Here is a 14,073-nt window from a genome sequence, read left to right as displayed (position 1 = left end):
ACCGCACCCAGCACCACCACGGCTATCAGCACCCGGTGCGTACGGCTCAACTGGATCGGCTGCTGCACTGGGGGGCCTCTTTCCTCCGCGCAACCCTGCCGGGCGCGCTGCGTTGCTCGTACTCATACTCAGAAGTCGGGACTCAGAAAAAGAAGGGGACCCATCACGCCGTGATGGGTCCCCCGGTGAGGATTCAGCGCTGCTCGTCGAGCGCCTTGCGCAGTATGGCGATGTTCTCGTCGCTCATCTCGCTGCGGATCACCTTCGCCACCGCGTGCGGGTCATCCCAGCGCAGTCGCGGATACGTGGGGGCGGGCGCCGTCCCGACGCTCCCCTCCCCCGCCTCCGGACCCATCACGCCGTGATGGGTCACCGCCTCCTCGCTGTCGGCCGCAGCTCGGCCCTCCCGCTTGGCCTGCCCGGCCTGCCTGGCCTTCGCCCGGCGGGCGTCCGCCAGCGCGCGCTGCTCCTCCGGCGACTTGGTGCCGAGGTTGCGGACCTCCTCCTCCGTACGACGGCCGGACTGGAGGTCCGCCTGCAGCTCGGAGCTGAGCTTGAGAAGGGAGAGCTTCTGGGAGATGAAGCCCTGGCTGAGGCCCAGCCGCTTGGCGGCCTTCCCCTGGGAGCCGTAGAAACCGACCAGCGTCTCCAGTGCGGTGGCCTGCTCCAGCTCGGTCAGGTCCTCGCGGTGGAAGTTGGCGACGTAGGCCGCCTCCAGCACCGTGGTGTCGGTGGCCACGCGCGCATCGTCAACCACCACCCGGAGCTTCTCCAGCTTGGCCTCCTTCGCGGCGGCCAGCCGGCGGTGCCCGTCGATGACCACGAAGTCCGCACCCTGCGTCAACTCCCCCGCCCGCTGCGGACGCGGCTTGAGGTACGCGGTGACGGTGGCCACGGTCAACGGCTGGACCTGCCCCACCTCCGTGAGGCTGGCGGCCAGTTCACTGACGTCGCCAAGCGTCTCGCGGGGGTTGTCGGGGTTCTCGCTGAGCCGGTTCAGCGGCAGGTCCAGGGCGCGCGGGCCGTCCTCGGCAGGCGGGGCGGTCTGCTGGCCGGCCGCCGCCGGAGTCCCCGGGGCGGCGGCGGGGCCGCGCAGCAGACCCGCCAGTCCGGAGGACCTGTTGCTGGTGCCGCCGCCCTCCCGCCCCAGTCCGAAGAGGCTCGCGGTGGACTCCGACTGCTCGCTCATGCGCGACCCTCCAACTCGGCGACTCGGGTGAAGATCTCACGGGCCAGCTGGGCGAAGTCCTCCGCGACGGAGCTGGAGGTCTTGGAGATCACCGGCTTGTCGGAGTCGCCCGCGCGCAGCTCCCAGAAGGCAGGGTTGTTCGCGGCGGCGACCTCAAGCTCGTGGACCAGCAGTCCGCGGTCCCGGGCGTCGACGCCCACGGCCTCGGCGTGCCGGATCGTCGACTCGAACATGTAGAAGTCGGAGCCCAGCACCTCACCGATCTTGTCCCGGGCCCGGCGGCGGATCTGGCTGGAGCGGGAGCCCGAGGCGAAGAGGACCACGCCCAGCAGCCCCAGCGAGGAGTTCACCTTGCGCTGCACGACGGCGAACTGCCGCGCGATGTCACCGAGTCCGTCCTTGATGGAGCCGGCGTCGGACTTCGTCGGCGCGATCATCCAGCGGGCGGCGGCCAGGGCGAGCTGCTCCAGGGGAGGGTTCTCCGGGGCCGAGTCGATGAACACCGCATCGTACTGGCGGGCCATCGGCGCCAGGCTGATGGCCAGGGCCAGCACCTGCCGGAACTTCTGCTTCGGGAAGGCCAGGCGCAGCATGTCCGGCAGCTCGCTGACGTACTCACCACCCGGCACCACATCGAGGTTGGGTCGCACATTGGCGATCGGCTGCAGCGGCTTGCCGTGGACCAGCGCGTCCACGAGCCCCTTGCCCCGGTCGTCCTCCGGGCTGTCCCGATAGCCCAGATCACGGCCCACGTTGCCCTGACCGTTTATGTCCACGATCAGCACTCGGGCACCATCTGCGGCTGCGAGTCCAGCGACATTGGAGACGACCGTCGTCTTTCCGACGCCGCCCTTGCCGTTACCCACGGCGAAGGTGGCGCCGAGGGCGTCACGGTCGTACTCGGGCATTACTTCTTCATCATCATCGAGCACGAGCGAAATCTCCTGATTAGTCCGCACGGCGGCGTCCCCCTGTTACGGGATGCATCGTCCCACGTCCTCACTCCAACACCCGAGGCGGCGCCCCGAATCGGGGGCCCGCGTTGCAACAGCGTTATCAAGAGCCTGCCAGTTGGCGACTCCGCGCGGGTGCGGATTCCGCTTTCACCCCATCTGGCTACCCATCACGGCGTGATGGGTAGCCACCGGAAGAGCCTCATCACGCCGTGATGGGTCTCACGCACTCCACCCCATCACGCCGTGATGGGTCCTTTGCCTCATCACGAGCCCACCCATCACGCCGTGATGGGGTGCCGCACGTCCTCTTCACCCATCACGGCGTGATGGGTGAACGCAGCCCCTCATCACGGCGTGATGGGGGCGACCCATCACGCCGTGATGACCCCTGTGTGGAGACTCAACCCATCACGCCGTGATGGGTTGAGTCTCGTGGGGGAGTGAGTCCACAGAAAGACCCATCACGGCGTGATGGGTCTGGGCTTGGACGGGGAGGTGATGAGGGAGAGGTCGAAGCTCTCGGGTCATCACGCCGTGATGGGGGAGGGGAGGGGGCCCGGGGGAGAGCTCCACCGACCCATCACGGCGTGATGACCCGGGATTCGAGGTGGACTCAGAGCGGCTGGCTCAGCCATCCGTGCAGATAACTCACGCTCGTGTACATGTCGTAACCCGGCTTTTCGCAGCCCTTGTTGCGCGAGACGATCCCCACCACCGCGCCGTTGACGCTCGCCGGCCCTCCGCTGTCGCCCGCGCAGAAGCCCGCCCCGGGAAGCGGCGTCGCACACAGCGTGCTGCTGGATCCGCCGCTCGCTCCCAGCCCGAGGAAGGAAAGGAGCCCCGACGACTGGCAGGCGCCCCGGGGAGCGACCCGCTCGTTCAGCGACTTGAGTGCCAGGGGAGTGCTGAGGTCGCCCGCGCTCGTCCGGCCCCAGCCCGTTACCGTCAAGTCCGCACCGGCGGCCGGTGCGCTGCCGGCCAGGACGGCATAGCCGACGGTGGAGCTGGGGGTGACGGGGGAGGAGAGCTTCAGCAGCGCGGCGTCGTTGGCTCCGCTGCGCCAGCTGAATCCCGGGTGCGCCAGGACGCGGGTGACCGTACGGGACTGGGCCAGCCGCGTACGGTCCAGTCCGTCGAAGTGCACGGTCACCGCCTCGGCCGGAGTCCGGTCGACGCAGTGCGCGGCGGTGACGACCGTCGTGGCGTCCCGTAGGAAGCCTCCGCAGACGAACTCGCCTCCGACGTCGAGCCGGACCTGGTACGGCGCTGTCTGCGGCGTTGCGTCACCGCCGCCGGCGATCGCGGCGGCGGGCGCCGCTCCCGTCGCCAGTCCGCCGGCCGCCACGATCACCGTGGTCATCGCTGTCAGGGTCCTACGCAGCACGGGCACTCCTCCGGGGTCTCGCGGGCCCGCCCGACCCGCAGCGCTTATCGGGCACGATAACTGACGCACCGTCATATACCGGGCAGAGTGCAGGCCGCGCCCGCGCGTTGAGGGGGAGACTCCCTAGCCGGTCCGGAGGCGTGGGGGAGTGTCGCTGCTCCAGAAGGCCCAGCTCTTTTGTCTGCTGGTCACACGAACGGGTTTATTCCGATGGACGTGATCCGGGCAATTCCCCTCCCGGTCCGCCACTGCCTCCAAGATCAGAAAGCACTCCGGAGGTCTCCATGAAGAAGAGCCCCGTCGCCGCGCTGGCGGCGGCCACACTGCTGGTCGCACTCTGCCCGGGACATGCCGAGGCGGTCGAACGCATCGCCCGGGTATCACTCACTCCTACCGCCGCACGTCCCGGTGCTTCGGTCTCCACCACCCTGAAGACCCGTAGCCCGACGTGCGTCACCGTGAAAAAGCTGGGGGTGTCGGTCCGCGACGCCCTGTGGAACGAGGTCGGCTCTCCCCGCGTCTCCAAGGACGTCCGCATCTGTCCTGAGGGCCACTCCTTCACCCCGAGCAGCCGCACTTTCCCCGCCGGCACCTACACCCAGTTCGGCTGGTACGTCGACAACACGGGCTACCACGAGCTGGAGCACAGCAAGTTCACCGTCACCGGCGGTGGCGGACGCGCCGCCGTCCCCGGAGGGGGAAAGCCCGTGTGGGCCGAGGAGTTCAACGAGCCCCTCACCCCGGGGAAGCGGTGGACCACCACCGGTATCTCCGCCTACCGCTACTGGAACCGCAATCCCGACGGCGGCAAGCTCGACTGGGTGGATCCTGACTCGGTGGAGGTCTCCGGGGGAGTGGCCGACTTCGTCGCCAGGCCCGCGCCCCAGGTCCTGGAGAACGGCAGACGGGCCTGGACCACGGGGCTGATCACCACGGAGCGCTCGGCGGAGGGTTTCCAGGTCCGTACCGGCGACTACGTCGAGGCGCGGGTCCAGCTGCCGACCAGCGTCGGGGCCTGGGCCTCGGTGTGGACGTGGAAGGAAGGCGGGGGTGAGATCGACATCCTTGAGTACCACGCGGACACCCCCGATCTGCTGGAGCAGTGCAACCACGTCCGCTACTCCGCCAACTTCCACCGCGCCCCGGTGCCCGAGCCGGGGGAGTGGACCCGGATCGGGGTGAAGCTCGGCAAGTCGTCGGTCGACTGGTACATCGACGGTGCGCTCGTCTACCAGGACAGCCGCGGGGTTCCCGAGGACTGGTCGGCGTACCCCGTCATGACCCTCTCACTCAACGCCGGCACCTGGCATCCCGCACCACGTGATCTGGCGCCGATCCACTTCAAGGCCGACTATCTGCGTGTCTACCGCTAAGGCCATCAGTCCCTGCCGCCGGCCTCGGACCCTCTTCGCGCTCCGCGCGGGGCCTGCGGGCGGCGGGGCGACTCCCCGGGCAGGGATCGAAGGGACTCAAGGGACTGAGTTCTCTATCGGCTTCGGTCCCTGCCTCGCGTCCGCCGGGTCTCGCACTTGCGTGCTTCTCCTCGTTCGCCCGTACGACAGGAAGCCGCCCAAGCCGCCGCCGACCCTCGGATCAGGGATCGAAGGGTCTCTCGGTCCCTGGGCTTCAGTCCCTGACAAACATGCAGGTCAGAGCGTTTTAACAGACCGAATCAGGGACTGAAGGGACTCAACCCTGTAGTTATAACCATCATGTGTGTGCGTGTATGTGCCCGCGCATATAAACCTATAGGGGTAACCCTCTATACACCTGAAGCGCTGATAATTAGCGAGTTCAGTCCCTTCAGTCCCTGTCAGCGCCTCCAAAACGCTTTGACCTGCGGTTTTGTCAGGGACTGAAGCCAGAGACCGACAGGGTCCGGCAGACCCTTCGATCCCTGCGCCCAGCCCCGCCGCCCGCAGGCCCCGCGCGGAGCGCACACCAGAGCTGAGACCCGCACACACCTCCCAGCCGACCCCGGCCCGAGCTGGCCGATTGGGGGTTCCCACCCCGTAAGAGGGACCCAAGGGACTGAGAGCCTGATAGAACTGCGTGAGGGCGATACCGTGCGCTAGGCTCTGATGTCCCATTGGGACACTCAGTCCCTTCAGTCCCTCTGCAGCGGAGAGAGTGGCCCCTGGCCAGCCTCTTTCCCGAGGGACTGGACGATCGGACCTCAGACCCTCACGAAGGACGACCGGTGTCGCTTGTCGGTGGCAGCAGCCCCGCAGGCCCCGAAGGGGACGTGCGGACACACCAGGTGGCGCGCTGGTGCGCGGGCCAGGGCTGGCCTGTGCACCCCCTCGCTCCGGGCCGTAAGACGCCCGCGCGCAACTGCCCGACGTGCCGGGAGCGCCACCACGAGGCGGCGGACTGCCCCTGCATCCCCGCCGGCCGCTGGTGCCATGGCTTCCACGCGGCGACCACGGAGCCCGCCCGCATCGACACCTGGTGGGGCGCGGAGCCGACCCTGGGCGTCGGAGTGGCCTGCGGCCCGGCGGACCTGGTCGTGATCGACGTGGACGCCCACCAGGCGCCGCCCCCCGACAGGGACCGACTGCTGCCGGGGATCCCCATCGACGCGCGGGTGGATCTACGGGGCCTCGCCACCGGGTTCGACACCCTCGCCCTGCTGGCCGCCTACCGGGGCCGCCCCGACCCGGCCGAGGACGAGGGGACGCTGCGCGTGCGCACGCCCTCCGGCGGCCTGCACGTCTGGTACCGGGCGGCGGGCCCGCGCCTGCGCTCCTCCGCCGGCTCCAGCGGCCGGGTGGCCCTGGCCTGGCAGGTCGACGTCCGGGCGGTCGGCGGCTACGTGGTCGCCCCCGGCACGGCCACGGAGGCGGGGGAGTACCGCCCGATCGGCTCGGTACGCACCCCCGCCCCGCTGCCGCAGTGGCTGGAGGCGGAACTCGTCCGTACCGGCCACCGGGTTGAGGACGGATCGCAGCCCCCCGCCCCGCCCCGCAGAGCCCGCCCCGCCGCCGCCTCCGGACGCGGCAGACCCGGCGCGGGCCCGGGGGGAGCCACCCGGCTGCTGGAGCCCCTCCTGGCCGAAGTGGCCGACTGCGCCGCAGCTCCCCGGGGCACGGGCTTCTCGGAGAAGCTCAACCGGGCCGCCTACACCGCGGGCGGCCTGGCCGCCGCCGGGCACCTCGACGAGGCGGCGGCGAGAGAGCTGCTGAACGAGGCAGCCGGCCGGGCGCGGCCACGTCAGCCCGTACGCAACAGAAAAATCATCGCCGACGCAATGGCCGCAGGGGCCGCCCGCCCGCTCCACCCCAAAGGACGATCATGAGCAGCGCCGAGGACACGCGGTTCGACGCCGTAGCCGCCGCGCAGCAGATGCTCGACTTCCAGACCCGGACGGCGACTTCCGCACCCCCCACCGGACAACCCCCCACCGGACAGGCGTACCCCGGCGCGGAGCACGCCGGCATGCCCGACCAGTACGACCCGGCGGCCCGTACGCGGCCCAGGGACGCGCTGCCGCAGGAGGGTCCGGCAAAGGGCGGGGCGCTGCCCGCGCTCGTACCGCTGCAGCTGACGGACCGGGGCAACGCCAAGCTCTTCGTGGAGATGTACCGCGACCAGTTCCGCCACGTCGAGGGCCTGGGCTGGTACCAGTGGGACGGCTACCGCTGGAAGCGCTCCGGCGGCGAGAAGGCCGCGCTGTGGGCCGCCGGCGAGATGGCCGAGCGCATCTGCCAGAGCGACCCCCAAGGGCGCTTCAGCGACCGCGAGTTGGCCCTGCACCGCAGGCGCACCGAGTCCACCCCCGGCATCAAGGCGCTGCTGACGCAGGCCACCGCCGCCCCCGAGCTGGCCGTCGACCCCGACGAACTCGACGGCGACCCCTACGTGTTGTGCACCCCCGCCGGCGTCGTCGACCTGCACACGGGGGAGTTGCGCCCGCCCGACGCCACCCGGGACCTGCACTCGCGCGCCACCACCGTCGCCCCGCAGGACATCCCCACCGAGCGCTGGCAGGCATTCCTCACCGACACCTTCGGCGACGACGCCGAGGGCAAGGAGATGATCGACTTCCTGCACCTGCTGCTGGGTTACTCGATCACCGGCGACGTCGGCGGCCAGGTGCTGCCCTTCCTCCACGGCCAGGGCAAGAACGGCAAGTCGGTGCTGCTGGACACGATGATCCAGATCCTCGGCGACTACGCCGACGCCGCCCCGCCCGGCTTCCTGATGGACCGCGGCGCCTTCAGCGAGCACTCCACCGAGCTGACCGAGCTGCACGGCCGGCGCATCCTGGTGTGCTCGGAGCTCAAGCCCAACGACAAGTTCGACGAGGCCCGGGTGCGGCTGCTGACCGGCGGCGACAAGATCAAGGCCCGCCGGATGCGCCAGGACTACTTCTCCTTCACGCCCACCCACCACCTGTGGCTGCTGGGCAACCACCGCCCCGAGGTCACCACCGGCGGCTTCGCCTTCTGGCGCCGCATCCGCCTGATCCCCTTCGAGCGGGTCGTCCCCGACCACCGCAAGATCGACAACCTGGCGCTGGAGCTGGTCCGCGACGAGGGCCCCGGCATCCTGCACTGGCTGATCGAGGGCGCCCGCCGCTACCTGCGCACCCGCGACCCGCTCACCGGCCCCGACCGCGTCCAGCTCGCCACCGACGCCTACGCGGCCACCGAGGACCACATGGGGCGCTTCCTCACCGAGTGCTGCCTGCGCGACCTCAACCCCGAGCTGCGGGTCGAGCAGGGGGTGCTCTACGGCGCGTACAGCAGCTGGTGCAGCGGCACGGAGGGCGTGAAGCCGGAGAGCGCGCGCACCTTCGCCAACCGGGTGCGCCAGGAGATCGGGCTGGCCTCGCCGGCCGAGATGATCAAGTCGAACGGCAAGAAGTACTACCCGGGCATCGGCCTGGCGGCGGAGTAGAGGAGCCGGTATGCGTACGAACCCACCCGCCGGGCGCCGCGCCCGGCCCCGGAGCGGCTTCCCGCCGCCGCCGAAGCACCCGGTCGTCCCGTGCGTACTTCGTACTATCGCGGGGGACGCCTACGATAGAGCCCCGAACGGCGGCGCCCCCACCGCCGCGCGGACCGCTCCCCGGGCGGCTTCGCACAGCGCCACCAGTCACCACCCCCGGGACGGACGAGCCCCCGCCCGCCCCTCCCGCAGACCACCAGGAGGGCCGCGGCCATGAGTTCGCTACTCGGCTTGAACGAGGACGCCCTCTCCCACGAGCTGGAGATCCACTGGATCGAGCCGCCGGAGCAGTTCGACTACGTCCGCCAGGCGCTCGACAAGACCCCCCGCCGGGGCAACCGCCCGCGCTACGAACGCGACGGCCGCATGGTCGGCTACGCGATCCTCGGCAAGGGCGCGGAGGCCGACCCCGACAGCGGCCTCTACCGCCGCCGGGTGTTCTTCGTGCTGCCCATCGACCGCTCCGACGACCCCGAGGGCATCTACCGCCAGGGCGCGCCGGGCGAGGCGATCGACCCGCTGACCGTCGAGGCGACGGTCGCCGGCCGCAAGACGCCGCGCTCGCAGCTGGGGCAGGGCGCGGCGCTGACCTCGCCGCCGGCCCAGGCGGGCGGCTTCTCCGCCGGGCGCCGCTGAGGCCCGGCGCGGGGCCTCGCAACGCAGGGCCTCAGAAGGCGATACGGACCTTCAGCGCCGTGCGCTCGTCCATCGCCCGGTAGCCCTCGGGCACCCCGTCCAGGCCCACCGTGCGGTCGAAGACCGCGCCCGGGTCGATGACGCCCTCCAGGACGTCGGGGAGCAGCTCGGGGATGTACGCCCGGGCCGGGGCGACCCCGCCGGCGAGGGCGACGTTGCGGTTGAACATCTGGCTGATGTCCACCCCCGCGCTCCCGCCGTGCGGCACCCCGACGTAGCCCACCGTGCCGCCGTCGCGGGCGAGGGAGACCGCGGTGCGCATCGACTCCTCGGTGCCGACGGCCTCCAACACCGCGTGCGCGCCCTGCCCGCCGGTCAGCTCCCGCACGGCCTCGACGGCCGCCTCGCCGCGCTCGGCGACCACGTCGGTGGCACCGAAGGCGCGGGCGAGGTCGGTACGGTCCCGGTGGCGGCCGAGCGCGATGATCCGCTCCGCGCCCAGCCGGCGGGCGGCCAGGACCCCGCACAGGCCGACCGCGCCGTCGCCCACCACGGCGACCGTGGACCCGGGCCGTACGCGCGCGCTGACGGCGGCGTGGTGCCCGGTGCTCATCACGTCGGAGAGCGCCAGCAGCCCGGGGAGCAGCGCCTCGTCGGTGGCGGCGTCCTTGGGCAGCTGGACGAGGGTCCCGTCGGCGAAGGGCACCCGTACGGCCTCGCCCTGGCCCCCGTCTGAGCCCACCTGGCCCCAGAAGCCGCCGTGCGGGCAGGACGTCTGCAGGCCCTCGCGGCAGTAGTCGCACACGCCGTCGGACCAGACGAAGGGCGCGACCACGAAGTCGCCGGGTGCGAAGCCGCGGACGGCCGGTCCGGTCTCCTCGACGATGCCGAGGAACTCGTGCCCGATGCGCTGCCCGGCCTCGCGGGCGGCGACGCCCCGGTAGGCCCACAGGTCGCTGCCGCAGATGCAGGCGTTGACGACCCGGACCACGGCGTCGGTGGGCTGCTGGATACGGGGGTCGGGGACCTCCTCGACGCGGATGTCCTGGGGGCCGCGGATGACGGTGGCGCGCACGGGGTGACTCCTGGGGCGGAAGAGGCGGGTGGGATTGGTGGTCCAGAGTCGCTGCCGAATGCCCCTTGTGTCCACTTACCGCACCTGCACGGTTCGTTTAAGACGATCTCATGCCTGCCGCGCGCGCCCGCCGCGCGCGTCCGGGAGCGACGCAAGCGACCCAAGCGACCCAGTCCCGGTGTCGTCCCCGGCCTACGGGCGCCCAACGGACCCCGGCGGTCGGTCGCTTGGGTCGCTTGCGTCGCTGCGTCCCTCTTCGCTCACGTGTTCCCGTCGCCGGTCAGCGACTGAAGGGCAGCTACCCGGCGAAAGCTTCGGTAGCTGCTCAGTCGCTGGACAAACCCGCAGGTCAGCGGGGCTCAGCTGGGCCCGGGAGCGACTGAAGCGACCCAAGGTGCCTATATATGAAGACATTCGCGTGTGTGCGCGTGTGCGTTATAGATAGGCGTCTTGAGTCGCTTCAGTCGCTGTTTAGCCTTTCAGACCTACCCTGACCTGCGATTTCCTCTGAGACCCACGAGAGCTACCCAAGCCCCTTTCAGTCGCTGCCGCACGCTTCGGTCGCTGATCCGGGCCCGGAGAACGCCCATCCCTCCCCAGCGCCTGACGGGCCGTAACTCCCCACCGGGGTAAGTGATATCAACGCCGTCCAGCGACCGAAGCGACCCCAGCGACCGAACTCCGGATAACCCGCCGCCGCCCGCGCGGGTCGCGCTCCTCCCCGGGCCCCGCTTGGCTAGCCTGTGCCCGTCATTCGGTCGCTTCGGTCGCTCAAGGAGTATGGGGATGCCTGCTGAGCTGCGGCATTCGCGCAGCGACTCAACGCGCGGCGCTCCGCCCGGGAACACCCCCCCGAGCACCCCGGTCGGCACCCCCCCGGGCGCCGCCCGGTCGCTGGCCCACCGCTGCGCCGCGCTGGGCTGGCCCGTACTCCCGCTGGCCGCCGGACGCAAGACACCGGCCGCCAACTGCGAGGCATGCCGCCGCCCCGGGCACACCCGCCACGGCTGCCCCTGCCTCGCCGAGGGCCGCTGGTGCCACGGCTTCCACGCCGCCACCCTCGACGAGGAGCGCATCGACCGCTGGTGGGGCGCCGCTCCGCAGTTCGGCGTCGGCGTCTCCTGCGGGCCCGCCCGCCTGGTGGTCATCGACATCGACGCCCACACCCAGTCGCTGCCGCCCCGCGACCGCCTGCTGCCGGGCATCCCCATGCCCGACGACGTCGACCTCACCGGCCTGGCCACCGGCTTCCACACCCTCGCCGTGCTCTCCGCCCTGCGCGGCGTCGCCAGCCCCGCCGACGACGCCGCCACCCTGCGGGTGCGCACCCCCTCCGGCGGGCTGCACGTCTGGTACCGGGCGGTCGACGGGCGCCGCTGGCAGTGCTCCACCGGCTCCGGCAGCGGCCGGGCGCTGGCCTGGCAGGTCGACGTACGGGCCCACGGCGGCTACATCATCGCCCCGGGCACCCGCACCACCGCCGGCGCCTACACCGCCCTGTCCGGCGCCCCGACCCCCGCCCCGCTGCCCGCCTGGCTCGCGTACGAACTCGAGCGCACCGGCCATCTGGCGGGCGCCACCCTGCCCGCGCAGCGGCCCGTACCCCCGCGCGCCCGCCAGGCCGTGCTCGCCGCCGGCGGCCCGGGGCCCCGCGCCCGCGCGCTGGCCCCGCTGCTGGCGGAGGTGACCGCCTGCGCGCTCACCGCGCACGGCGCGGGCTTCTCCGAGAAGCTCAACCGCGCCGCCTACACCGCCGGCGGCCTCATCGCCGCCGGGCATCTCGACGAGCAGGCCGCCGCCCTCGCCCTGCGCCGGGCCGCCGCCCTGGCCCGCCCCGGCCAGGAGCGCCGCGCGGAGCAGATCATCCGCGGCGCCCTGAGCGCCGGCGCCCACCGGCCGCTGACCCTGGGCAGCGGCCGATGACGATGCCCAACAGCGAGCAGACGATGCTGGCCTTCGACCCCCAGCAGGTCGCCGCCCAGATCCTCGCGCGCGCCGCTCCCGTCCCCACCCAGAGCGCCGGCCAGGGCAGCGCCTCGCGCCCCGAGCCGGAGGAGGGGCCCGTCACGGCCGCCGGGCTGCTGCCCGACAGCCTCACCGACCGGGGAAACGCCAAGCTCTTCGTCAAGCTCTACGCCGCCGACTACCGCCACGTGCCGGGCCTGGGCTGGTACAAGTGGGACGGCGTGCACTGGCAGTTGGACGAGGACGACACCGTGCTGTGGGCGGCCGGCGACCTCGCCGAGGCCATCGCCGTCACCGACCCGCGCGGTACGTACACCAGCTCCGCCATGCAGACCCACCGCCGCCGCGCCCTGTCCACCGCCGGCATCAACGCCATGCTCGCCCAGGCCAAGTCGGCCCCCGGCATGGTCCTGTCCGCCACCCAGCTCGACGCCGACCCCTACGCCCTGTGCACCCCGGCCGGCATCGTCGACCTGCGCACCGGCGCGATGCGCAGCGCCGACCCCGACAAGGACTTCCACTCCCGCTGCACCACCGTGGGCCCGCGCCCGGCCCCCACCCCGCGCTGGCAGCGCTTCCTCACCGACACCTTCGGCGGCGACACCCAGGGCCGCGAGATGATCGGCTTCCTGCACCTGCTGCTCGGCTACTCGATCACCGGCGACGTCGGCGCGCAGGTGATGCCCTTCCTCTTCGGCTCCGGCAAGAACGGCAAGTCCGTCCTGCTGGACGTCCTGATGAAGCTGCTGGGCGACTACGCCGACGCCGCCCCGCCGGGCTTCCTGATGTACCGCCCCTACGAGGGCCACCCCACCGACCTCGCCGAGCTGCACGGGCGGCGCGTGATCGTCTGCTCGGAGGTCAAGCCCGGCGACAAGTTCGACGAGGCCCGCGTGAAGCTCCTCACCGGCGGCGACCGCATCAAGGCCCGCCGGATGCGGCAGGACTTCTTCTCCTTCACGCCCACCCACCACCTGTGGCTGCTGGGCAACCACCGCCCCGAGGTGGGCACCGGCGGCTTCGCGTTCTGGCGCCGGATGCGGCTGCTGCCCTTCGAGCGGGTCGTCCCCGACCACCGCAAGATCGACAACCTGGCCGACCTGCTGGTCACCGAGGAGGGTCCCGGCATCCTGTGCTGGCTGATCGACGGCGCCCGCCGCTACCTCGACGGCGCCAAGGACCTCGCCGGCCCCGAGCGCGTACGCCTGGCCACCACCGCGTACGCCGAGACCGAGGACCACACGGGGCGCTTCCTGGAGGAGGCGTGCCTGCTGGGCGGCGAGCTGCGCGCCGAGCAGACCGGCCTGTACGCCACCTACCGCTCCTGGTGCGCCATCGAGGGGGCGCCCCCGGCGTCCTCGCGCGCCTTCGCGGCCCGGGTACGCGAACTGGTGGGGCTGGCCTCGCCGAAGGAAATGATCCTGTCCAACCAGCGCAAGTACTACCCCGGCATCGGATTGCGCGCCGACCAGGAGGGGATGGCGTGAGCTCGCTGATCACGGACGACGAGGTCGCCCACGAGACCCAGCTCGTGTGGCTGGAGGACTTCTCGCGCCTGGACTACGTGCGCCAGACCCTCGACCGCCTCCCCACCCGCCGGGGCAGGCCGTCCTACCACCGCGACGGCCGCATGATCGGCTACGCGATCCTGGGCCCGGACGCCCGCCCCTCGCGCTCCTCGGGTACGTTCCGACGCCGCGTCTTCTGGCTGCTGCCGCACGACCGCGACAGCGTCCCCGACGGCCTGTACGCCACCGGCGCCCCCGCGGAGGCGGTCGACCCGCGCACGCTGGCGCCGGCCTCGCGGGGACGCAAGACGGAGCGCTCGGAAGGGGGCCCGCCGTCGACGGCGATGCGGGAGGCCGGAATAACGTTTCCGCTCTGACGCCGGCCGGGCCGCCGCGGACCGGGGGCG

11 protein-coding genes are annotated in these 14,073 nt (G+C 71.8%); 7 read left to right on the top strand and 4 right to left on the bottom strand.

Features of this window, described 5'->3' with window-relative positions; genetic code table 11:
• Nucleotides 1–193: 193 nt before the first annotated feature.
• The 3 genes from ACFQLX_RS22930 to ACFQLX_RS22920 all read right to left on the bottom strand — a co-directional run bounded on the left by ACFQLX_RS22930 (nt 194) and on the right by ACFQLX_RS22920 (nt 3,505).
• The gene (locus ACFQLX_RS22930) at nt 194–1,189 is read right to left on the bottom strand and encodes a ParB/RepB/Spo0J family partition protein (RefSeq protein ID WP_386418039.1); all 996 of its coding nucleotides are present in this window, start codon (nt 1,187–1,189) and stop codon (nt 194–196) included.
• Entirely contained in the window at nt 1,186–2,121 is a 936-nt protein-coding gene (locus tag ACFQLX_RS22925; protein ID WP_386418037.1) for a ParA family protein, read from the bottom strand. The genes ACFQLX_RS22930 and ACFQLX_RS22925 overlap by 4 nt, the downstream gene beginning before the upstream one ends.
• Nucleotides 2,122–2,758: 637 nt before the next feature.
• The gene (locus tag ACFQLX_RS22920) at nt 2,759–3,505 is read right to left on the bottom strand and encodes a S1 family serine peptidase (protein ID WP_386418035.1); all 747 of its coding nucleotides are present in this window, start codon (nt 3,503–3,505) and stop codon (nt 2,759–2,761) included.
• Between the two features lie 308 nt (nt 3,506–3,813).
• Between ACFQLX_RS22920 and ACFQLX_RS22915 the strand changes: the two genes are divergently transcribed.
• From ACFQLX_RS22915 to ACFQLX_RS22900, 4 genes are all read left to right on the top strand, one after another.
• Complete coding sequence (locus tag ACFQLX_RS22915) at nt 3,814–4,902, top strand: glycoside hydrolase family 16 protein (protein ID WP_386418033.1); 1,089 nt, start codon at nt 3,814–3,816, stop codon at nt 4,900–4,902.
• A gap of 887 nt (nt 4,903–5,789) precedes the next feature.
• Complete coding sequence (locus ACFQLX_RS22910) at nt 5,790–6,827, top strand: bifunctional DNA primase/polymerase (RefSeq protein WP_386418043.1); 1,038 nt, start codon at nt 5,790–5,792, stop codon at nt 6,825–6,827.
• Nucleotides 6,824–8,431 (top strand): DNA primase family protein, encoded by a 1,608-nt coding sequence (locus tag ACFQLX_RS22905; RefSeq protein WP_386418032.1) that lies wholly within the window; start codon nt 6,824–6,826, stop codon nt 8,429–8,431. The genes ACFQLX_RS22910 and ACFQLX_RS22905 overlap by 4 nt, the downstream gene beginning before the upstream one ends.
• Nucleotides 8,432–8,695: 264 nt before the next feature.
• On the top strand, nt 8,696–9,118 hold the full coding sequence (locus tag ACFQLX_RS22900) for a DUF6009 family protein (protein ID WP_386418030.1): 423 nt from the start codon (nt 8,696–8,698) through the stop codon (nt 9,116–9,118).
• Nucleotides 9,119–9,149: 31 nt separating this feature from the next.
• Here ACFQLX_RS22900 and ACFQLX_RS22895 read toward each other — a convergent pair whose 3' ends face one another.
• Nucleotides 9,150–10,193 carry a zinc-dependent alcohol dehydrogenase family protein gene (locus ACFQLX_RS22895; protein ID WP_386418028.1) on the bottom strand — a complete coding sequence of 348 codons (1,044 nt, stop codon included), beginning with the start codon at nt 10,191–10,193 and terminating at the stop codon, nt 9,150–9,152.
• Between the two features lie 786 nt (nt 10,194–10,979).
• Here ACFQLX_RS22895 and ACFQLX_RS22890 point away from each other — a divergent pair.
• The 3 genes from ACFQLX_RS22890 to ACFQLX_RS22880 are packed head-to-tail and all read left to right on the top strand — an operon-like array spanning nt 10,980 to nt 14,043.
• Nucleotides 10,980–12,116 (top strand): bifunctional DNA primase/polymerase, encoded by a 1,137-nt coding sequence (locus tag ACFQLX_RS22890; protein WP_386418026.1) that lies wholly within the window; start codon nt 10,980–10,982, stop codon nt 12,114–12,116.
• Entirely contained in the window at nt 12,113–13,645 is a 1,533-nt protein-coding gene (locus ACFQLX_RS22885; RefSeq protein WP_386418025.1) for a DNA primase family protein, read from the top strand. The genes ACFQLX_RS22890 and ACFQLX_RS22885 overlap by 4 nt, the downstream gene beginning before the upstream one ends.
• A complete protein-coding gene (locus tag ACFQLX_RS22880) occupies nt 13,642–14,043 on the top strand; it encodes a DUF6009 family protein (RefSeq protein WP_386418023.1) in 402 nt (133 codons plus the stop codon). The genes ACFQLX_RS22885 and ACFQLX_RS22880 overlap by 4 nt, the downstream gene beginning before the upstream one ends.
• The last annotated feature ends 30 nt before the right edge of the window (nt 14,044–14,073 follow it).

The organism is Streptomyces polyrhachis, assembly GCF_042663125.1.
Classification (GTDB): Bacteria; Actinomycetota; Actinomycetes; order Streptomycetales; family Streptomycetaceae; genus Streptomyces; species Streptomyces polyrhachii.
This window is presented reverse-complemented; position numbering and strand designations above follow the sequence as displayed.